The organism is Pedobacter nutrimenti, from assembly GCF_003208655.1.
Classification (GTDB): domain Bacteria; phylum Bacteroidota; class Bacteroidia; order Sphingobacteriales; family Sphingobacteriaceae; genus Pedobacter; species Pedobacter nutrimenti.
Window position 1 is genome coordinate 168,447 of sequence record NZ_QKLU01000002.1, and the last position, 23,451, is coordinate 191,897.

Here is a 23,451-nt window from a genome sequence, read left to right on the forward strand (position 1 = left end):
TTCCTATCTGAACTTTTGAAATTAAAATTTAACCTGTAACCCTAAACTAAAGCTGCGCGGAATCGGAACAGAACCGAAATCTATATTTCTTAAAAGTGTAGATTGCCCTCCGGAATTTAGTTCCGGATCGTATCCTTTATATTTATCCCAGGAAATCAGGTTTCTTCCGCTCAGATTAATGGTCAGGTCGTTAAGAAATTTCACCTTTCCAACATTATAACTTAAGGATACTTCCCTAAGTTTAACAAAAGAACCATTATCTATTCTCCATTCTTCTATTGCATAAACGCCTGCAACATATCCCCTTGGCAATTTCCCTTCCTGCTCCTGTTCTGCAACCTTACCATTTCCTACTCCCTGACGCGTACGCCAGTCGGCATTCCAGACATCTCCGCCATGGACCGCATCCAGCTGAATGTGCAGGCTTAATTTTTTATAGGTAAAATCATTGACAAAAGAAGCGGTATATTTAGGGTTGGGGTCACCAAGAACTTTACGCAATGGGGTACCCGTAGGTAAACCATTTGCATCCCTTTGAGGCGTAAAAGTAGTTGCCGAGGTTTGAATACCCCTTTCGGTTAAAGGAATTCCTGCCGAATTGGTCAATAAACTTCCATCTGGATTTCTGGCAAAAAAGGTTCCATAAAAAACACCAATTGGCTGCCCGTCAATAATCGCTACCGGTGCCCCGGCATTGGTTGTAATTAACCTCAAGGCGCCGCTGCCTACAGCCTTATTTCTGTTCCGGTTAAAGATAAAAGTGGTATTCCATTTGAAATCTTTGCTAGAAACAGGCACTCCTGTAAGTAAAAGCTCTATCCCTTTGTTCGATAGTCCTCCATTATTATCCAGTAAACTTGTGTAACCGACCGTTGGTGCGATCACCACTGGCAAAAGCAGGTCTTTAACTTTTTTATGATACCAGTTAAAAGTTAAACCTAAACGATTAGAGAAAAAGGACATGTCTGTACCCAACTCCAATTCACGCTGACGTTCTGGTTTTACATTTTCATTGGCCAGCGTTGAATTTCCGGAAAAGGTTACTTTTCCCAAAAGTGGGTTAGAGTAATATTCGTTAAAACGGTCATAAGCTCCAATTCCTGTTAAGTTTCCAGATTCTCCATAAGCTGCCCTTACCTTAAAGGCACTCCACCAGTTGGATATGGACAACTTTTTCCAGTACTCCGCTGAAGAAAGTACATAACTGACATTTCCTTTCAGGTAAGCCTGGGTTCTGTTGTTGCTTCCAAACACAGAAGACTGGTCTACCCGGAGCGCACCGGTCACAAACAAATGATCCTTATATTTAAAATTCTGCTGCAAATAAGCGCCGCTGATCGTAAATTCTGATCTCCTGTCCATATTTGGCAAAACAGTACTTGCCCCGTTCACGGTTTCAATAAAAGGCGCCAGCCCTCTTCCGTTTAACAGGGAGTACAAATCTTTCTGATATTGAAAAGAACCACCAAGCTGCGTTGTAGAAGCCAGTTTCTCTGATATATGAGCGTCATAAGTCAGGTTCAGTTCATTATTAAACAGGGTTGTTGTTGCATTGGCCGCGCTGGCATAACCATTTTGTCCGGCATCCAGAGTTGGCCCGCCACCATAAAAACCTGTACTTACATTATATGCAAAAGGGGGAATATAAGTCGTCCCGTTCTGAATGGTGTTGTCCACACCCATGGTATAATCTATCGTCAGGTTTTTTACAGGATTTAATTTTAATCCCGTATTGGCCATAATCCGGTTGGTATACTGTCTTTGCTTAATGTCTTCAATGACAGAAACCGGATTTACCCTTCCTCTTTCTCCTACGGCCTTAAGGTTTCCAAGGGCATCTCTTGTAAAAATATCATGAAAATTACCAATAATGGTCACTGAATTCATTGGCGAAAAGAAAGAGTTTCCATCTGGTTTTTCATTCGCGTCACTGTGAACATAATTGAAGCCGGCCGTCACTTTTGCCCAGTCATTAATTTTTTGATCCAGATTGGCCCTGAAATTATACCTTTTAAAGTTGGTGTTTTTAATAATCCCTTCATTAGAGAAATAACCGGCAGAGGTATAGAATTTGGTATTATCACTTCCTCCTGAAACAGAAACATTGTTGTCTGTACCTGTAGCGGTATGAAAAATATAGTCCTGATAATTATAACGGGTAACCGGAGTCGTATTGGTTAACAATACCCCTGGGTTCCCAACCAGCTGAATCACATCCTGGGTAAAGGTATCCGGAGATCCTCCAAATTTAACTGGCGACTGATTTACTTCTACCTGTTTTCTCAGTTTACTCACCATCAGACTGGTTGAAAAACTCACTACCGGTTTTCCGCTGATTCCCCGTTTTGTAAAAATCTGGATTACCCCTGAGTTTGCCCTGGAACCGTAAATAGCCGCAGCAGCTGCGCCATTCAACACCTCAATATGATCAATGTCATTTGGATTGATGTCTACCATTCTGTTCTGCCCTACGCTTCCCACAAAGTTTCCATTTTGTCCAATTGGGCTTCCAGAATTATTACCTCCGTCGTAGTTGGCAGAGGTATTGGTTACCCGGGTGGTTGAATTGTTTACAATTACCCCATCAATAATGTAAAGGGGTTCGGAGGAGGAATTTACTGAACTTACGCCCCTTAATCTTACCGACATCCCTCCTGCCGGATCACCGGAGTTTTGGCTGATTTGCGCGCCAGCCGTTTTACCTTGCAAAGAAGACAACACATTTCCGCTTGGGGCCTTGTTCAGGTCATCGCCTTTAACGGTACTGACATAACTTCCAAGCTGCTTCCGGGTGGTTCCCTGTGAAGTACCGGTCACGATCACTTCGTCCAGGCCCACCGCATCTGTAGTCAGTTCGGCACTGATCTTTACGTTTTCTTCCGTGCCCAGAACGACCGTTTTACTTGCAGTTTTAAAGCCGATATAGGAAAAAGTTACCTGATAGGTACCCGGGGCAATATTGGCCGTAAGGTTAAAATTACCTTCATTATTGGTGGCAATAGCAAAGGTTGTAGATTGGATCTTAACGACAGCTCCCGGAATGGTTTGCTTCGTATTCGCATCCAATACTTTACCACTGAGGATAAAGCGTTTGGTTTGTGCCCTTGCTGCAACCGGGAGCAGGCAAAACAAGAGCGGTATCCACAGGGCCATAATCAGCCCAAAACACCTTGTTGTGTAGGTTTTTCTCATAATGAATGGGTTTAGTTGGATTTTTTGTTTTTGGTAATAATTTACATAAAAAAGCAGTTAAAATAAATTTAATATATACTTTAATCAAAAAAGGCAGCATGGTGATCCTGCTGCCTTTTTTGATTAAAAAAAATGCCTTTATTGTACTTTTAAAGTTACAGTAGATGGCCCTTTTTTACTCAGGGTATTCTTATTGACCACCTCTACTTCCAGAACAATGGAAGTCCCTGCTGCCAATCCTGTGGGTACCTGATATGGAATCAGCAATGAATCCGTACGGCTCACTGTGGAATAAGCTTTTTGATAAGGTGTTGTAGAAACCAATTGCTGGGCGGTACTACCTACGGTAGCCCTTAAATTGATTTTATCAATGGGATCATCCGACCAGTACCTCAGGTCAAGCACCGCCGGGCTTCCTCCTGGGACAGTAGTTGTTGCGGGCGATTTCAAAGTAAAACTGGCAATTACGGGTACTTTCCCGATAATGGTTATGTTATCCTGCAGCCACTGATCTGGAGCATTCTTTTTACAAGCGGATATCAGCAGAGTGACGGCAAAAAGTCCCCCGATTATTTTTGATATGTTCTTTTTCATCATCATTTCTATTAATTAAACAACCAAAGTTTTACAGCCTGATTGGCAACCTGTGGTACATTAGGATTTCTGCCGGGCTCATTGTCCGGATATTTACCTCGCTGTACGTATACGCCTGGTCCCAAAAGATCTTTAAACGGCGCTTTCAGTCCAGGGTAAATGTTTACATCATATTGGTATCTTCTCATATCTGTCCAGGTTTCCATCTGCAGGAAAAGCGCAATATACTTTTGCAGCATAATGTCTGTTAGTGTAATATTACCTCCTTTGGTCACCACAGGATTGGTGGTATAAGTAAGAATATCAGCATCTGCAACACCCAGTTTTTGCATGTTCCCTTTTATGCCGTTTATATAGGCAGTATAGGCAGACGGCTTATCTGTTCCTATTAAGGCTTCTGCCCTGATGAACTGGATTTCAGCATAAGTCAGGATAGGCACAGCCGAGGTACGGGCGCCATAAAAAGTTTTATCTGTTACATCTGCATTGGCCAGATTGGCCCCCTGTTCTGTACTCAAAGCACCCACTGGTCTGCCTACATAAGTTGCCGCACCATTGTTATCAAATATCTTAGGCATTCTTGGATCAATTACCCCATTAAAATAACCGGTACCGTTCATCAGGTTAACCAGAAAATAAGAAGGTCGACCTTGTTTTGCAGTAATTGCCGGCTGACCTAAATTGGTATACCATGGGCTTGGTCTGTCTTGTGTATACTTAAGCTGCAAATCAATTGCCCCTTTCTGATCATCAATGGCCGCACCTGCATCAGCAAGCGCTTTAGCCATATTGGAAGGGTCCTTTTTTGATAAATGAAGATAATAACGTGCCCTGGCTCCATAAGCTACTTTTTGCCAGTTTGCGATTACCCCGCCAAATATCAGGTCCGTAGATGCTCCAACTTTTAAGGAGGCGGCCGCCGGAACCGGCTTGGCCAGGTCTGCAATAGCACCATCCAACAATTGTTTCAGAGCGGTATTGTAAATATCCTGCTGCGCATCATATTTTGGGCTCGGTACACTAGGGCCTTTAAACGCATCGCTATAAGGCAAGTCTCCCCAAATGTCTGTACTCTGCATTAAAGTTAAGGCAAATAACACTTTCCCGATACCGGAATACTGAGGCGCCCCTAATGTTTCGGCTCTGGAAATCATATCCTTTAGATTTGGCAGGGCATCCCGGTAAGCAGATTCCCAAATGTTATCAAATCCATAGGGATTATAAGAATCGATATTTGCTTCATAGGTATTAAAGCCTGCCAGGTATTGAGGATAAGAATTCCCATACTGGCCGGCATTAAAAAATGAGCTTGACGTAAATTGAATCGTAGCAGCCAGCTGGCCTGCAAGATTGACCTGATCGGGTGTTAACCTCGAAGGGTCGTTATTAATGTCCAGGGCCTTTTTACAGGAACCGAAAAGGGTAGCTCCTAAAAGGACCAGGCCAAAGACTTTTATTTTTAAGTTTTTCATAACTAAATTCTAAAAATTAACATTCAGACCAAAATAGATGCTCCTGGTTGAAGGCACGCCCGTTCCGACATAACCCACAGAGTTGGATCCTGCTCCATAGGCGCTTGCTTCAGGGTCAAACCCGATAAAGGAAGTGCTCAACCACAAGTTATTTGCTGTCACTGAAAGAGATGCAGATTTAATAAATGTTCTTGTCAGCCATTTTTTTGGCAGGTCATAAGACAGGGAAACATTCTGTAAGCGAATCCAGGAAGCATCCTGAAAACCATTATTCTCCGGAGCCAGTTTATAAGGGAAACTGTTCGCATAAAAACTTTGGTCAATGAGTGCAGCCTTATCATTTGGTACATATACCGGCTTATCTGCAGTTCCCACATTTTTAACCCCTTTAAAAACAACCATTGCATTTCTAAGCTGGGTTTCAGCACCTACACCCGTAGAGAAACGCTGGGTTTTAGGGATATCAAAAACATCTCCTCCTTTTTTAAAGCTAAACAGGAAAGAGAACGTGAAACCTTTGTAACTCATGGTACTACCCAAGCCACCAACCCAATCCGGGTAAGCATTGCCGATCAGGTAATTATTTGAAAGCGGCTGTGGAATAATCGGATAACCATCTGCCCCGATAACCAGTTGTCCATTGTATTCACTGCTCGGGTCTGTTACCCGGGTATATGGCCAGCCATACCAGTCCCCTGGTCTGCCGCCGGTTTTAATAATTTGTTTTACCCATGGACTTTCCGGATTGAACTGGATTTCACTTACTCCTGGAGGCATGGTCAATACTCTTCCTTTTGTTTGCGACCAGTTCGCATTAAGGTCCAGTTTAAACTCCCTGGAGTTGATCAGATTTGCTGTCAGTAAAAACTCCAGTGATTTATTACGGATTTTTCCGGCATTGGTGACAAAGATATCATAACCAGAGGCATAACTGATTGGAACCGGAACAATCTGATCTATACTGTTCAAGATGGCATAGTTGGCATCTAAAGTAATCTTGTTTTTTAGAAAGTGAAACTCCCCACCGAACTCCAGACCTTTTGTTCTTTCCGGTCTTAGGGATTCTGAGCCAACTTTAATGTCTCTCCTTATGCCACTACCACCGTTAAATGACTGCATTGTGGAATAATACTGACCAATCTGATATGGATCTGCATCCTTACCCACCTCGGCATAAGAAGCCCTTAACTTTCCATAATTAAAAATCGGGTTATCCTGCATACCGAGCGATTCGGTAAAAATATAAGACAAACTGGTTGAAGGATAAAAGAAAGAACGGTTCTGAGCCGGCAAAGTAGAAGACCAGTCATTTCTTCCGGTAACATTAAGGAAGACCGTATTGTCATAACTTACCGTCAAATCACCAAATACACCGATGATGTTTTTCTTACCTGGATACGTTGTGGTGGTGTACACATTGTAATTGTTAATGCTTTCTACATTGGGAACAACCGCCTGCTGACCGTTTAAAGACAAATTAGTACGGTTGATGTGGGTAAAGGAATGTCCCAATAAAAACGTTGCATTCCATTTTTCACCAAACTGTTTGGTTGCCCGGGCAAAAAAGTTTGAGTTGATCTCGTTATAGCTGATGTGTTGTTCGGTCATTGAACCAAGGGGACTGATGAGCAACCCAAACTCGTTATAAATTGACCTGAAATCGGTATAATGGTCCAAACCAGCTTTATAGTTAAAGGTCAGCCAGTCGGTCGCTTTATACTCTACACCCAAATTTCCCAAAAGCCTGTTGACATTATCCTTCATAAATGCATTTTCTGTAAAATAGAAAGGATTATTGATAGAGGCATTATAGGTTTTTTCACTGCCATCCGGGTTCAGGTAATCGCGCGGATCGACTGTATTGGTATGACGCATTAAATAGAAAATCGTTCCCGAGCTGACCCCTGTTCTTGGATTTTTACCACCAGAGTTGATGTAGTTTGCAGAACCTTCAAATTTAACTTTATCAGAAGCCTTTAGGGTTCCGGCAAGTTTAATAGAGGTTTTACCATAATTGGAATTAGGAACTACGCCATTTTGAGTAGAATTTGAAATGGAAGTGAAATAGGTTGCACTTTCGTTCCCTCCACTGAATGTAAAGGAGTTCTGGGCCTGATGACCCGTTTTAAAGAACAGGTCGTAAGGATTATAAGTTGGTAAACCTTCTATTTTTGGCCCCCAGCTATTTATACTTGACACATAAGCACCATTATTACCATTTCCATAAGTAGTTTGGATAGGTGGTTTTTTGGTCACATCATCAAAACTATAAGTTGTTTTAAAGCTAAAAGATGGTTTTCCGCTTTTACCGGATTTTGTGGTAATGATTACCGCCCCATTGGCAGCCCTCAATCCATATAATACCGAAGCAGCAGGACCTTTTAAGATGGTCATTGACTCAATATCGTCCGGATTGATATCGGCCGCACGATTGGTGTTCTGGAAACTGTCACTATTGGTTGCAATCGGATCTGTACTGTTAGAGATCGGGATACCGTCTACCACAAATAAAGGCTGATTATCCGCAGAAGGGTTCAGGGAATTGATTCCTCTGATCTGTATCCTGGAACCTGCACCCGCGGCCCCGCCTGCACTTGTGATCTGCACGCCTGAGGCCTTTCCTTTCAAGGCATTCACAAGGTTGGACTGATTGGTATTTGTAATGTCCGCAGCCTTAATTTCCTGTGTCGCATAGCCCAATGAACGCTTTTGCTGTTTCACACCCAAAGCCGTTACAACCACCTCATTCAGGTTGTTTGAACTTGGTTTAAGTACGACATTAAGCTTTGGGTTAGTCCCCACCGGAACCTCCTGGGAGATCATTCCGATGTAACTGAAAATCAGCACTTCAGAAGAGGCCGCTTTAATCGAATAAATACCATCCGTATTGGTCTGGACCACAGTGGTACTTCCTTTAATTTTTACGGAAACACCCGGAATAGGAAGTCCGTCATCCGAAGATGTGACCTTTCCGGACACTGCAATTTGCTGGGCCACTGCCTGAGCCGCCAGCAAAAAGGTTCCCCACAATAATAGGAGTAGTTTTTTTTTCATAATAACTTGGTTAGAAATAAATTTTCAACTCTCTTTTATGCCCATGAGGGAAATACAGAATGTACCCTACCCTGTGTTTTAATCGTGTGTAATTTATAATGATACTGGATGACTGACCGGTTAGAGAGCGCGAAATAATACCCGGATTTCTGTTTTTCTAATCACATAAACTCAACAATAAAAAAAACGCATTAACACGCACAAAAAAGAATTTCCAAGTAAAGATTGAAAATGTTTTTTACTTAATAAAGAAAAGAATCAACTATTTGTGTTACACCACAAAATAATAGACGCAGAAACCTGCACAAATACGCAGGCCTTTTAGCCTAAAAATCAACACCATTTTAGATACAAAATAAAAGAGGGGGATATCAGAATCTGATATCCCCCTCTTTTTACACCTATACTTTACCTAATAAAAAGTAGTATAGGATGTTGCGGCAAATGGATAAGTCGTATTCCCCATAACCCCACGGAGATATATGGTATAGGCCCTGCCTTTTGAAAAGGAAATAGTCGCTGCCGTAGCCACAATCGGCACCCCTGTTGCAGCGTTGTTAAAGAGAAACTTATTACTTGGCGTAGGGCCGGAACCAGGATTGGGCAACTCCATCCAATTCGACACAGTTCCATAGGCAACATTAGAAACCACCTTAGCTCCGGTTGCGACATCCCTGACCATATCTACATTTGGTCCACCATTATACAAATTTATAAGACGGATAAAGATTTTTGAGGTATCCAGTGCCGGGCTAACATCCTCAATAACCAAGGGAGCTGGTATTTTCTTCGTGGAAGTATACTGCCCGGTTGTAAATATAGTATAGTACTTTCCTGCTGCAGGGGTAATTTGTGCATTGAGCACTTCTAAATTAGGATCTGGCAGCGAAGGTATTATTCTTCCTGTAAATGTATGTGTAGTTGGTGCTGTAATGGCATAACCTAAATCAGGGAATAACCCATTATAAGCATACCCTGCATTCTCAATACCAAGTGTCGAATATCCTGCAGAAAATTTTGTGCCGTCCATATAGAAGTTAAGCGCCGGGCTTCCTGGAGTCAGATTCAAAATTTTAATATAGGCGTATTTCGGATCGCCGGGACTGATCTTTTCATAAGCCGTATTTTCTACAAGCGTCCCTTTTTTACATGCAGCAAATAAGCCTATAAAAGCTGCAATTATATATAGTATCTTTTTCATTCTACTTTAATTAAATGGTCATCTATGGTTGGGAAAACCACATTTTATAGGTGTGGTAATCATTTTTATCTGCACCGATTTTTTTAAGTGCCTCTATATTCCAGACATACTCGGAAGCATATCTTGGACGATAACGCTGGGCAGGTTTCCCTCCATTGTCAGCAAAAAAAGATGTAGGAAACACATATGCCCCCAAATAAGGATTGTTACCTTTAGCATCCCCTTCGTAATAGTTGAACTTGCGCAGGTCACACCAGGTTTCTACGAAACCGTAAGCATACAAGGCAAGGTATTTTTGCAGCATAATATCACGCATAGTCAACAGTGATGCATTTTGTCTTACCGCAGCGCTAGCCATATAGGCATTTTTATCGGTAGCCGATATGGCAGTACCAAGTGCGCTTACAAAATCTATGCTTGCACCAATCCCATTTAGATAGGCCTGATAAGCCAAGGGTGCATTCCCCATTCTAAATGCCGCTTCTGCTTTAATAAACTGCATTTCGGCATAAGTCATAATTGGAAAGCCTGCATTATCTTTAAACAAATACTTACCCTGATTAGGCCCTGGGTTTCCGGAAGCCAGAACTCCCCAAGGATTGGGAATCTGATTTTTAGCCGCAACAGTACCCGGATCACCACTACCAGGGTTGGTTCCTCTAAAAACATTATCCACCGATGGGCTAATCATATTGTTGCGCCGGGGATCAATCACTGATCCGCTTGTTCCCGTAAAATAAGTTCCATCTAATAAGCCAACTATAATTCTGGTTTGGCGATAAGCCCCCAAATTCGCTCTGAGCGGCCCAAAGAAGTTACTGTTGATTGCCGTGGTGCCTGTATTGGGAACGATAAAGTTATCGGCATTACTCGACAACGCCTTATCCACATACACAATAACCTTTGCCGGATCATAACTCGCCTTGTTGACCAGGTTATTTGCATTTCTGGCAAGAATGCCATAGTTAAACTTAATCCACTTTGTGCTGTCACCGGCATAAATCAGGTCTCCAGGAACCAATTTGGCTACCGTACCGTTTCCATCAGTTCTGGAAAAAGATTTAATGGACTCATTTGCCAAACGAACAACTTCAGTATACACATCCTGCTGAGGGTCATAATCATAAACATACCTGCTAATGTCAAAGGCTTGTTTTAAAATGATTTCCCCATGATAGTCAGTAGTAGTTTGCCAGCTCCAGGCTTTGACAGCCTGCGCCAGACCAACATAATTGTACTCTTGCTTTTTATTGGAATCATCAATAATCAGGTTCAGGTTTGGACCCAATGCAAAGTAATTACTTCTCCAAATTTCACCCATAGCGTCACTACCTGCAATCCATCCATGGGTTTCGCCCACATTGACGTTCCCTCCAAAATATTGGATCAATCCTCCAAGATATCGGGCATCATACTGAATTCCCCTCTCCATACCGGCAAACAGCGGCGGAGTTAACGTCCTACTTGCCGGCGTCTGTGGTGTAGCCGGATCAGCGTTCACATCCAAATACTTTTTACAGCCTGAACAAAAGGTGATCAGTGCTATTACTGTACTTAATAAGTATATTTTTTTCATCTCTTTAATTATTAAAAGCCAATTCTCACCCCTAAATTATAACCTCTTGGAAGGCCTACAGAACCGAAATCAATTCCTGTACCTCCTAAACCACCGGAGGCTGCACTCAAACCATTAACAGAAGGATCAACACCTTTATAGTTTGTGATTAACAGCAAATCTGTTCCGGTAAAAAACACATTCATGTTTTTAATCACCCTACTATTGGCAAAAACACTTTTTGGCAAATTGTAACTCAAGGTAATGTCCTTTAATCTGATCCAATTCACATTCTTTTGCAGAAAATCTGCGGTATTATAATAAGTAGAATAATAAGAAGTGGTGATGTATGGAATAACAACAATATTATTTTTAGTCGGATTTGCCGAATTTTCCAGTCCGTCCCTTAAAACCCCTTGAATCACCCGAGGAACTTCCCGGTCAAGGCTCAGTTTTGACAAACCTCTTGCGTACAGATACAATTCTGTTGCATTATAGATATCTCCTCCCTTTCTGATATCCAATAAAAAGGACAAGTTAAAATTTTTGTAGGTAAAACTATTTGTAAGACCCATAGTTACACTGGGCGCCCTGTCGCCCATTGGCGTAAAGTTCACATCCTTTATAGGCATCCCGTTTGTTGGGTTAATGAGCAGCTGTCCGTCTTTATTACGCAGAAAATCAATTCCGGCAAATGAAGAAACCGAGCCACCAAGCGAGTACTGGGCCCTTACGTTGTCATAAAGCCAGGTATCAGAGACATAAAAAGCATCCTGATTTGCAGGAAGAGATAAAATATAGCCTTTAACCCTTGCCACGTTTGCAGAAATATCCCAGCTAAAGTTTTTTGTTTTTACCGGGTTGCCTTTGACCATCAACTCAAATCCTCTGTGGCGAATTTTACCACTATTAATGTATTGAAGTACGGACCCCGAAGCATAACTTAAACGAGGGGCCACAATTTGTTTATCAGAAAGCTGTTGGTAGTATGAAAAATCAAATGATAAGCGATTATTAAAAAAGCCCATCTCCATACCAATTTCTTTAGAGGTTGTAAATTCAGCTTCCAGATCTGGATTCCCGGCAGTCGTATCCATCGCATAACCTCCTCCTGTTGTGGTTTGTGCAATGAGTTTATTGCTTGTAATATAGGCTACTCTTGCATCTTTTCCAGACTGACCCCATGAAGCCCTTAATTTTCCGAAAGACAACCAATTCATTTTCTTAAATGCAGGAAGTTCGGAAAACACAAAACTTAAAGAAGTTGCCGGATAAAAGAAACTATAATTTTTTTGAGGGAGGGTCGAGCTCATATCCTGTCTGCCGGTTAAGGTTAAATAGAGATAGTTATCATAACCAAATTCCGCACTGGCAAAGAAACCCACTTTCCGTTTTAATTCGTCTGTATAGGCAACCCGCTGTGTGGTCGGATCCACATTATTCATACTAAAAAAGTTCGCCTGATAAAACCTCGTTCCAAATTGGGAATTTACCTGATAGGAATCATCTTTTATGTCTCCTCCGATTCTTAAAATAGGCTTGAACTTACCAAAGTCTTTTTTTGCCGTCGCAATAAATGAGGCGTTGATTAAACGTTCGTTCGCATTATAGGTATTAAGCCCGCCTCCGGAGTTGGTCGTAGCGGATTTATTCGCTTCATAAGACTGGATGTCATAAGCCGACAATCCTACTTGTGAAAAAATATCTGCACCAGCCCTTGCCGACATAAATAACCACTCTGCTGGTTTATAATCAATTACGATATTTCCAAGGACACGATTCATTTTATCCCAGTTCGGATTTCTATCAACACCCCAGTAAGGATTATCCAGTTCTCCACCGAAGGAAGTCCCCAGAATTCTCCGTTCCCCGGCCGGAGTCAGGTAGTTCCTCATGTCATCTGTTCTGGGCCAGGACAAAGCACTAAGCATCGGACTGCTCACCCCTTTATATGTTTTATCCGTTTTGGATGAAATTAAATTAAGGGAAGCGTTCATACTGATCTTTTCACTTATTTTAGAAGCCCCACTAATTTTACCATTAAAATTAACATAACCAGTACCAGGCACAACTCCTGTTTGATTGGTATAGCTTACTCCAGTCCTAAACGAAAGTTTTTCCGAGCCTCCTTCTATAGATGCATTATGCTTCTGGGTAAAACCGGTTTTATAAAAGTTAGCAATATTATTATATAAGGTCTTGTTGGCCGGGTATTTTGAGCCAAAGTAAGTACGCGTACGCTGTTCTTCGTCAAATATTCCACCGGCACCGCCAGCATATACAGTCTGGACTTCAGGATACCTGTAGGTCTGTTCAATCCTGAAGGAATTACTATAATTTACCCTCGCTACCCCTGCTTTTGCTTTTTTGGTGGTGATGATTACCGCGCCGGAAGCTCCTTCAGTTCCATACAAAGCCGAGGCCTCTGGTCCTTTCAGGATTGTGATGGACTCAATTTCTTCCGGATTTATATCCATCGCCCTGTTTCCATAATCGTTCTGACGATTAAAAGAACCTTGTCCTACAAGATTATATTCGCTAAACGTCCTGTTCGAAATTGGAAGTCCGTCAACCACAAAAAGAGGCTGGTTATCTCCATCCAAAGACACTGCTCCCCGAATGATCATCGTAGAGGATGCTCCTGGCGTACCTGTGGTTGGGGTAATCGTTGCCCCGGCAACCCGGCCTTGTAAAGCATTCAAAAAATTGTCCCGTTGTGTTTGAGCAATATCACTGCCCTGGAGTGTTTGAGCAGAATATCCAAGCGCTTTTTTATTTCTTGTAATTCCCATGGCCGTTACAACAACTTCATTAAGCGCGTTGTTATTTTCAGCCAGTGCGACATTAATAATCGTATTCTCCCCGACAGTTTTCTCTTGCTCCAACATGCCGATATAGGAATAGACAAGTATGTCCCCTTTTTTAGCCTTAATGGAATAACTTCCTGCAACAGAAGTTTGGGCTCCCGTTTGGCTTCCTTTTATTTTAACAGACACTCCAGGTATTGGTTGTCCGTCCTGTAAAGATGTAACTCTGCCTGTTACACTAATTTGTTGTGCGGCCACATGAGTAGCCAACAAAATAATGCCCCACAGCAACATGAGTATTTTTTTGTTCATAAATGGTTAATTGTTTGGTTTGTTTATTTGTTTATTTATTATTGCATACCGCAATATCCCGCAAATTATACATTGTAATTTAAATATCATAATTATATTTAGCCATTAAACACTAATAAACAAGCATTTATAAAATCGACTTGATTAATTATGCGCAAAAACACGCAAAAACACGCATTATTTTTATCTCTTCATATATTTATTACATTAGCATAAATTTCACAGAATGTTAAAAAAGGAAAGACATGATCTGATCATGAGACAAATTAATCTGCACAACAGGGTCCTTACCTCCGACCTGGTGCAGTTGTTAAACGTATCTGAAGACACCATCCGAAGGGACCTGCAGGAACTGGCGGATAACAACCAGCTGATTAAAGTTCATGGAGGGGCACTCTCCACCTCTTATCAGTCGTCTTTCAATGATCAGAATGTTTATGCCAGGGACGCTAAAATCTGCATTGCCAAGAAAACCATCCCACTGATTAAAGATGGCATGGTTATTCTTACCGGGGGCGGAACAACCATTATTGAGCTGGTTAAACAACTTCCGGAAAACCTCCAGGCCACTTTTTTTACCATCAGCCCCTTTGTAGCCATAGAACTTGCCAAATACGCGAAAATAGAAGTGATCCTTATAGGAGGCCTGTTTTCAAAAAATTCTCAGGTCACCTACGGAGGGCATGTTATTACCCAGTTATCGGAAATCAATGCAGACCTATGCCTGCTCGGAACAAGCGCCATGCACCCGGTAAATGGCCTGACAGATACCGACTGGGAGATCAACCAGCTAAAAAAGACCATGCTGAATTCCTGCAAATTCGCTGCGGTCCTTTGCATTTCTGAAAAACTCAATACCACGCAAAGACTCAAAGTCGCCCCCCTGGAAAACATACATTATCTGGTTACCGAACTCGATGGCACCAGTGCAGAACTTGATCCTTACCGGATAAAAAGCCTCATGATTCTCTAAAAAGGTTAACAGCAGCAACATTATTAACGATCTGGCATTTTTGAACCGCCCTGAGGCTGCTTCTTTAAAGAAACAGCCTTTTTTATGGGTTAAAATTACCAAGTTAACAAAGTTCTGCCAGCCGTACCGGCCAGAAAGCATTCTTCTGCTGACCCCTGACCAAACAAACCTGATTTATCTCTAGAATTTATAAAAACAGAGTCCTATATTTACTGCTCCGTACCAATTTTAACAACCTAATAAATGGCTAGATTAAATCTATTAGAAGAGACGCGCTTTGAAAAATTGCCCGTTTCTGTCTTTGACAATCCGAATGCAGCATCCTTAAGTGTTGCACACCGTATTGCGAACCTTATTAAGAAAAAACAAGAACAAAATGAGATGGCCGTTCTTGGATTAGCAACGGGGGCCACACCAATTGCAGTTTATGCAGAACTTGTGCGTTTGCACAAGGAAGAAGGACTAAGCTTTAAAAATGTAATTACATTTAACCTGGATGAATACTATCCTATGCTGCCAACAGCAGCACAAAGCTATGTTACCTTCATGAATGAAAACCTGTTTGACCACATTGATATCGACAGGAAAAATGTAAACATTCCCGACGGCACACTGAGCCTGGAAGAAATTCCGGCATTTTGTCTCGAATATGAAAAAAAGATCGGGCAGCTGGGAGGACTTGACATACAAATCCTTGGGATTGGCCGGACTGGTCACATTGGGTTCAATGAGCCAGGCTCCGCTCCAAATTCAGGAACAAGACTGGTTACCCTGGACGACCTGACCAGGCGCGATGCGGCAAGAGATTTCGGTGGTAAATCATTTGTTCCGACCAAGGCCATTACAATGGGTATTGGAACCATTTTCAAAGCCCGGGAAATCATCCTGATGGCATGGAACAGAAAAAAGGCATCCATCATTAAAAAAGCAGTTGAAGGGGAAATTTCAAGTGAAGTACCTGCCACCTACCTTCAACTTTCCGATAATGTAGAGTTTATTCTTGACAAAGAAGCCGCTTCTGACCTTACCCGCTTTAACACACCATGGCTGGTAAAAGATTGTGTTTGGGACGAAAGACTAACCCGTAAAGCAGTCATCTGGCTGGCCAACACCTTAAAAAAACCAGTGCTGAAGCTTACAGAGGATGACTTCAACAATAACGGTATGGCACAACTTGCCGTTGAAAAAGGTCCGGTGTATAACATCAACATTAATATTTTCAATAAACTCCAGCATACCATTACCGGATGGCCGGGAGGAAAACCAAATGCAGATGACTCCCAGAGACCAGAACGTGCAGAACCAGCAAAAAAAAGGGTCATTATTTTCTCTCCGCATCCAGATGATGATGTAATCTCTATGGGAGGTACATTTATTCGACTTGTAGATCAGCAGCACGATGTACACGTTGCCTACCAGACTTCAGGGAATACTGCAGTTTGGGATGACGATGCCCTGCGTTTTGTTGAATTCAGCATAGACTTTGCAGAAAAAATGGGTCTGGGACAAGAAGCGCTCCAGGAAAAATACGACAACATGCGTAAATTCATTAGCCAGAAGCGTCCCAACCAGATAGACACGCCTGAAATTCAAACTGTAAAGGGATTGATCAGAAAGGGCGAAGCCATTGCAGGTGCCCGTTATTGCGGACTTCAGGACGACCACATACATTTTATGGCCTTACCTTTTTATGAAACAGGTAAAAACCAAAAAAATCCGGTAACCAGTAAGGATATAGAATTAACGATAGAGCTTTTACAAAAAGTTAAGCCGCAGCAGGTTTTTGCAGCCGGCGACTTTGAAGACCCTCATGGAACGCATATTGTTTGCTTTAACATTATTCTTGCAGCTTTAACAGAACTTCGCAAAACAGAAAGCTGGGCACAGGATTGCTGGTTGTGGATGTACAGGGGTGCATGGCTTGAATTTGAAACATACGAAATTGAAATGGCAGTCCCGTTGAGTCCTCAGGAACTTGAGAAGAAAAAGTACGCCATATTCAAACACCAGTCACAAAAAGACCGCGCAGTTTTCCCTGGAGATGATGCCCGTGAATTCTGGCAACGTGCAGAAGACAGGAACCGGGAGACCGCCAAAGCTTATGACGAATTAGGTCTGGCCGAATACGAAGCCATGGAGGCCTTTGTCCGCTGGAAATTCTAAGACATGGAAAAGAGCCCACAAAGGTTATTATCTCTGGATTTTTTCAGAGGTGCAACCGTAGCAGCAATGATCCTGGTGAATAATCCGGGAGATTGGGGAAACATTTATGCTCCCCTGGAGCATGCAAGCTGGAATGGCTGTACGCCAACAGACCTGATCTTTCCTTTTTTCCTGTTTATTGTTGGGGTCTCTGTTGCTTATGCAATGGGAAGCAAAAAAACAGATCCCGCTCAGCATGGCCAAACCATATTAAGAGCCCTTAAACGGGCTCTTATTCTCTTTGGACTGGGTTTATTCCTTTCAGTGTACCCAAAAATTTTCACAGAGCCACTGGAAGCCTTAAAAATAGTCCGGATTCCTGGGGTATTGCAGCGCATTGCTGTCGTGTTTTTTATATCCTCTGTTATTTTTTTAAAAAATTCCGAGAAGAATATACTGCGGATCCTGCTGGGCCTGCTGGTTGTTTACTGGGCGCTGCTTACTTTTGTGCCCGTTCCTCATGTGGGTTATCCAAACTTAGAAAAAGAGACCAATTTAGGGGCCTGGTTAGACAGGACATTACTGGGTGAGGCCCATTTATGGAAGTCTGCAAAAACCTGGGACCCTGAAGGCATTCTAAGCACAGTTCCAGCCATATCATCTGGCTTGTTTGGTGTCCTGGTTGGCATCTATTTAAAACGGAAGGACCTGGAGGCCGCAACAAAAATAGCCTGGTTATTTTCAATTGGCTTTATGGCTACAGCAACCGGTTTGCTTTGGGACCTGGAATTTCCAATCAACAAGTCCTTGTGGACCAGCTCTTATGTCTTATATGCCGGTGGACTGGCAACCGTTATACTTGCTTTAAGTTATTGGATCATTGATGTCCAGAAATACAGCCGTTTTACAACTCCTTTCGTTGTCTATGGCGTAAATGCAATTACCGTTTTCTTTCTTTCGGGCCTAATTCCCAGAACATTGAACCTGATCCGGGTACATATGCCCGATGGTACGGAGAAAGGTGCCCAATCCTGGCTTTACCAAAGTTATTACAGTCCTCATTTCTCTCCTGTAAATGCTTCACTGGCCTGGGCTGTTACTCAAATTTTATTCTGGTTTGTGATCCTTTGGATTATGTACAAGAAAAAGATTTTTATTAAAGTATAATAAAAAAAGCCCCGGAGAAAATGTTTCCGGGGCTTTTTTATGCAACTCCATAAGGTTTAAACCTAAATTCCCACCTCTTTTTGCTTCATCTCTCCTTTTGAGCATCCCCTTCTGGTTCGATTTTTGCTGTTTTCAGGACATTATTGTTGAGGGAAGCATAAGATCTTATCGTATAAAGCAGAAATCCGGGCTAACACTTATACTACTGGGAATCTGCCGGTTACTGTATCAAGAATCAAAAAAACGCCTCCCGAAGCGGTTTAAACCACTTTTAGCCTCCTTTAATTTGATGCTTTTTTTGCTAGTTATTATATTTTTATCTTATGTTAGATTTTTTTTTAGGATAGCTAAAGAAGAATCAACACATAGAATTGAACTTTAATTTAAAATGTTAGACCAAAGAATCTCCGGGAACAAAGGCGACCATAATAAAATTTATTTTCTCATAGTAGTCATCGCGGCCCTGATAGGAACAAACGCTTATCTTTATTTAAAGGACAAACATGAAAGTGAACGTTTTGTTTCTGTCAATACCGAAAAAGACAGGCTAAAACTGGAGGTTGAAAAAATTGAAGTTGAACTCGACAAAGTGAATGCAATTAACCTTTCACTAAGTGACAAACTGATTAAAGAGCAAAGTCTGGCCAGAGAGAAAATAGCCGCATTGAAATTAGCCCTTCAAAAAGGTGAACTTACTCAACAGGAACTTAATGCCGCCCAGAAAGAAATAAAAAATTTAAGAACTTTTGTTAAAAACTATAATGATGAAATTTCAAAACTTCATCAGGAAAACGAGCTGTTAAAAACGCAACGGGATAGTCTGGCAAAGTCTGCAGACAGGGAAAGCCAGCGCGCCGATAAACTTGCCCTGAAAAACTCAGAACTCAATGATAAGGTAAAAACAGGTGCAGCTTTAAAAGCATTTAATGTCAACGTAAGCGCTTTTAAAGTAAGAAACAATGGCAAACAAATTCAGGTCAGTAGTGCCGGTTCCGCCAAAAAACTGGTCATTTCTTTCGGCATTGCCCCCAACCCTCTTGCCGAAAAGAATTACCACAAAATCTATCTTAGGGTATTTGATCCTGCCGGTAACCTGATTATTTCCGATGAGAACAATTTGTTCGATGCAGATAAACAGCAGATGCAGTTCAGTGAGATGATCACCATCTCTTACAATGACGACAACACCGGATACACCATCCAATGGGTAAATCCAAAAGAGTTCATTAAAGGAACTTACGCTGTAATTTTATATGCAGATGGTTTTACCATGGGCAAGTCATCGATTACGCTTAAATAATCAGGCAAGCGGAAAACTCAGAAAAAACACTGTTCCGGTATCCACTGCAGATTTAAAATCTACGGTTCCGCCTGCATTCTCTACAGCTTGTTTAACAAAAGCAAGGCCCAAACCGGTACCTGAAGATTTAGTGGTAAAATTGGGTGCAAAAATTTTAGTATGCAGGTATTCATCAATACCCTTTCCATTATCAGCCACTTCTACCCAAACCTTTTTCTGATCATTCCAGATCCTGATGTAAACCATACACGCCTCCTGGCCACCAGATGCTTCTATAGCATTTTTCAGCAGGTTATTGAAGGTTCGCAGCAACTGGTCCTTATCACCCATTATAAGGACTTCTAAGCTCGTTTGATCAGAAATACCTATCTCGACATCTTTAGTGTTGGCAAATACGTCCCTGGCCTGCTGAATGATCGGCAACAGCAATAGCTTTTGCAGTTTTGTATCTGGCATTTTTGCAAAATTCGAAAACTCAGAAGCAATAGTCGCCAGGCTGTCAATTTGTTCGATAAATGATTTATTAAATCGATCAAATTTCTTCTCAAAATTGGCATCTTTTTCTTTCCAGGCTTTTTCCAACAGCTGTACACCCAGCTTCAAGGGGGTAAGCGGGTTTTTAATTTCATGAGCGACCTGTTTTGCCATTTCCCTCCATGCACTTTCCCGTTCGGATTTAGCGAGCTTTATAGCACTTTCCTCCAGCGCAGCAATCATTTTATTATATTCCTTGATCAATGAACCGATCTCATCGTGCCGTGACCATAAAATAGGCTGATTTTTTTGTCCCAGTTTTGTTTTCCTTATACTGTCCTGAATAAAGGTAAGCGGGCTTGTAATCTGATTGGCAAGAAAAACAGCAAGTATTCCTATGGCCACAAAAACCAAGGCATAAATATTAATCAAGGTATTAATAAACACACCTATTTTGGATTGATAATCTCCCTCATTTCCATAATAAGGCAGTCCTATGTAGGCTACGGTTTGGTTTTGAGAATTTCTAATGGGTGCATAAGCCGCAGAATAGGAAAAATCACCAATTTTCTCATTTGGATCCAGGTACTCTGAAAGCTGCATTCTGCTCAAATAAATAAAAGCTTTGGTTCCCATTTTTGTACCCAGAAAGCCATAGTCATAAATCTTGGGAATAGAAGTATAAAGTAAATTACCCTGTCTGTCAAACAAATTGAGGTAAGCCCCGTTCATGTCAGAAAACTGATTAAACTCCTCATTAGACTGATCAGAAACCGATGGAATGCCGTTTGTATGGATCATCTTTTCATAAGACAACTGTACCTTTCTTAGTTTGTCTTTGATAAAGTCGTCTTGCTGCCTGCGGTACTCCGAACTAATGTAATAAAATGTGGTCCAGCCTACAATTAGCAAAGTCGCAACAACCGAAAGAACGATAGAAAACTGAATCCGGGTTTTATACAAGATCTTATTTGCATTAATCATTAATGAGCGGTTGATGTTGAACCATCCGCCCCAGGTATCGTCAATATTTTTAACAACCCAGATCAAAATATAGAGAAGAATGGAAAACATGATAAACACCAGGAAGAAAAACGATAAGACAGCAAGCCTGGTTACATAAGAAACCTTTTCCTTACTAACAACAACTGTTTTAAAGCTGCTGGGCATATAAATCATATGATTATAACCCGTCCTGTCGTCATTTACAAATATGGCCTCTCCCTTTCTCCCTTTGAAATCCTGATTATTGAGCTTATAGGTAAATTTTCCCGCCTGCTTAATTAGTTTTCCGTAGTTGTAAAAAGCAAAAGAATAATCTTTAAGATCTTCATCACCTTTTACTTTCAAATCAACCAGAAGGTCCGGAAATTGATTACTATAATCATATTGCTGGGATTTTAATTCTAAAACCAGCGTACCCAATATGTGTTTGTTGTAAAAAACAGGGATAATTCCAAAATAGCTTTGATAACCAAAGGTGTCATTCAGGCGGTAAAAGAAATTGGATACTTTAACAGATCCCGACCTGACCAGGTCTTTATAATGGACCAGATGTACCGCATCATCAGAATTTAATGTCGAATCAAGACTATTAAAAGCATATAAACTATATTCAAACTGGGCAAGATAGCTATCCAGGTATTTCTTATCAATCAGTTTCTCCAGCTCTACGTGCTTATGCAAAGCAGGGGCTTTAAAATAATTTAATACAGAATGATCTGAGGCTATTCCGTTTTCAAGACTTTCAATAGAGCTGATGACCCTGGGGTTATCGGTAGACTGTACTTCTTCAGCAACCCGGTACCTCTTATTTCTTTCCTTTATGTCCTTATATTTTACATACTTTATCGAAGATATTAAAGCCAGTGAGAAAAAAAGCAAAGCATATATCCCTATGGAAAAGCGATGTTTTTGTGTATAAATATTTAAGGCAAGAATGAAGATAAAAAAGGCATAAATGATAAAAAAGGCCGTAAAATCGGTTGTAAGCCTGTAGATAACATATCCTGCGAATGCTGCCAGAAATAAAACAAGGCGCTCTTTATTACTTACATTGAGTTTTATACTCAATAGTAAAGCAACACTACAAAACAAATAAAGGTTAAACCAAACCAGGCACAGAATTACAATACCAACCCAGCTCGCCCAACCCAGGTTAACAATATTGGTGATGTCAAAATTGATTTTAGAATTATAGATCAGACCGGAGAAGACATGGTCCAGCATAAAAGCAAGGCCCCCTAAAAGAACAAGAAGCAACAGATGAAGGGCAATCCCCATTACTTTACTACGGCTTAACCAGGCCGGCAGCGTATACTTATCTTTATAAGTATAAATAAAAAGCAGCAACCAGGTTATTGAAATAACATTTAAGAGAAAATCCCCAAGAGAAGGAAGGAAAAAACTCTCGGCATAAATTTTAGGATCAAAAATATCCAGGTTAAACTGATGATTGAACCAGCCATATTCCAGATCGGTAATCCGAATCAGCAGAAAAAAGCACGCAAGAAGTAATGTCGACAACACGAGCCGGCCCTTTTTTGCCTGCCAGGAACAAAATGCATTAAAAAAAAGAGAAAAACTAAACAGTCCGATGACCCACAACCAGACTTCTATGGTAGAATAGATATTTCTTGGGCTAACCGAGTTTAATTTGACTTCAAACAGCAGCTTTCCATTAATGGATTTAATGCCATAAACCTGGTCATCGGTAAAGGAAGCTAAAGTCAGGGCATTTGAAGAGATCAGTTCCTTTGAGAATTCATTTCTCAGGTACTTATTTTCAATTAAAAATTGATTTTTAACATCTATATAAAATATAAAGCTAAAAGCCCCGGTTGTTTTTTTGATCACTTCATACCAACCGTTAGAAAGGGGTATAAAAGAAACCCCTTCCTTAATCTGGTCGACTTCGGGAGGGGTGATTTTATAAGAACTCCAAAACTTGAGTGTTTTATCCTGATAGGTTAAAATGTTAATCCCTTTTGGCCGGTAAGTATTGATAAAATTTAAAGCGAGATCTTCATTCAGATGAAACTTCTTTGCTTTTTCTACCTCTTCTTTGTGCGCCAAAAAATTGCCAATGAGTTTTTCGCTATTCCAAAGGTTCTGTTGCAATTTAGAGGCTTCATGCCTCAACAGGTCCTTGGAGCTAATGGAATGCTTTAAGGATATGGCTGTAAGAATACAGCATACACCCATTATC

Annotated in this window: 12 protein-coding genes; 4 read left to right on the forward strand and 8 right to left on the reverse strand. The window is 41.2% G+C overall.

Features of this window, described 5'->3' with window-relative positions; genetic code table 11:
- Window positions 1–21: 21 nt before the first annotated feature.
- The 7 genes from B0O44_RS05435 to B0O44_RS05465 form a co-directional block, all read right to left on the reverse strand.
- Window positions 22–3,192, reverse strand: coding sequence for a SusC/RagA family TonB-linked outer membrane protein (locus B0O44_RS05435; RefSeq protein ID WP_245943597.1), 3,171 nt, complete (start codon window positions 3,190–3,192; stop codon window positions 22–24).
- A 138-nt stretch (window positions 3,193–3,330) separates the two neighbouring features.
- Complete coding sequence (locus B0O44_RS05440; RefSeq protein ID WP_146229776.1) at window positions 3,331–3,786, reverse strand: hypothetical protein; 456 nt, start codon at window positions 3,784–3,786, stop codon at window positions 3,331–3,333.
- Between the two features lie 11 nt (window positions 3,787–3,797).
- A complete protein-coding gene (locus B0O44_RS05445; RefSeq protein ID WP_110827928.1) occupies window positions 3,798–5,258 on the reverse strand; it encodes a SusD/RagB family nutrient-binding outer membrane lipoprotein in 1,461 nt (486 codons plus the stop codon).
- Window positions 5,259–5,267: 9 nt separating this feature from the next.
- Window positions 5,268–8,312: a SusC/RagA family TonB-linked outer membrane protein gene (locus B0O44_RS05450; RefSeq protein WP_110827930.1), complete on the reverse strand. Its 3,045-nt coding sequence runs from the start codon at window positions 8,310–8,312 to the stop codon at window positions 5,268–5,270.
- Between the two features lie 412 nt (window positions 8,313–8,724).
- Window positions 8,725–9,513, reverse strand: a complete 789-nt coding sequence (locus B0O44_RS05455; protein WP_110827932.1) for a DUF4397 domain-containing protein — start codon at window positions 9,511–9,513, stop codon at window positions 8,725–8,727.
- 22 nt (window positions 9,514–9,535) lie between these two features.
- On the reverse strand, window positions 9,536–11,089 hold the full coding sequence (locus B0O44_RS05460) for a SusD/RagB family nutrient-binding outer membrane lipoprotein (RefSeq protein ID WP_110827934.1): 1,554 nt from the start codon (window positions 11,087–11,089) through the stop codon (window positions 9,536–9,538).
- Between the two features lie 11 nt (window positions 11,090–11,100).
- Complete coding sequence (locus tag B0O44_RS05465; RefSeq protein ID WP_110827936.1) at window positions 11,101–14,187, reverse strand: SusC/RagA family TonB-linked outer membrane protein; 3,087 nt, start codon at window positions 14,185–14,187, stop codon at window positions 11,101–11,103.
- 226 nt (window positions 14,188–14,413) lie between these two features.
- Between B0O44_RS05465 and B0O44_RS05470 the strand changes: the two genes are divergently transcribed.
- The 4 genes from B0O44_RS05470 (at window position 14,414) to B0O44_RS05485 (ending at window position 19,769) form a co-directional block, all read left to right on the forward strand.
- Window positions 14,414–15,160, forward strand: a complete 747-nt coding sequence (locus B0O44_RS05470) for a DeoR/GlpR family DNA-binding transcription regulator (RefSeq protein ID WP_110827938.1) — start codon at window positions 14,414–14,416, stop codon at window positions 15,158–15,160.
- A 243-nt stretch (window positions 15,161–15,403) separates the two neighbouring features.
- A complete protein-coding gene (gene nagB, locus B0O44_RS05475) occupies window positions 15,404–17,323 on the forward strand; it encodes a glucosamine-6-phosphate deaminase (protein ID WP_110827940.1) in 1,920 nt (639 codons plus the stop codon).
- A gap of 3 nt (window positions 17,324–17,326) precedes the next feature.
- The gene (locus B0O44_RS05480) at window positions 17,327–18,469 is read left to right on the forward strand and encodes an acyltransferase family protein (RefSeq protein ID WP_110827942.1); all 1,143 of its coding nucleotides are present in this window, start codon (window positions 17,327–17,329) and stop codon (window positions 18,467–18,469) included.
- A gap of 388 nt (window positions 18,470–18,857) precedes the next feature.
- Window positions 18,858–19,769 (forward strand): hypothetical protein, encoded by a 912-nt coding sequence (locus B0O44_RS05485; RefSeq protein WP_110827944.1) that lies wholly within the window; start codon window positions 18,858–18,860, stop codon window positions 19,767–19,769.
- On the opposite strand, the gene B0O44_RS05490 is transcribed toward B0O44_RS05485, so the two are convergent.
- On the reverse strand, window positions 19,770–23,447 hold the full coding sequence (locus B0O44_RS05490; protein ID WP_245943598.1) for a sensor histidine kinase: 3,678 nt from the start codon (window positions 23,445–23,447) through the stop codon (window positions 19,770–19,772).
- Between the last annotated feature and the right edge of the window lie 4 nt (window positions 23,448–23,451).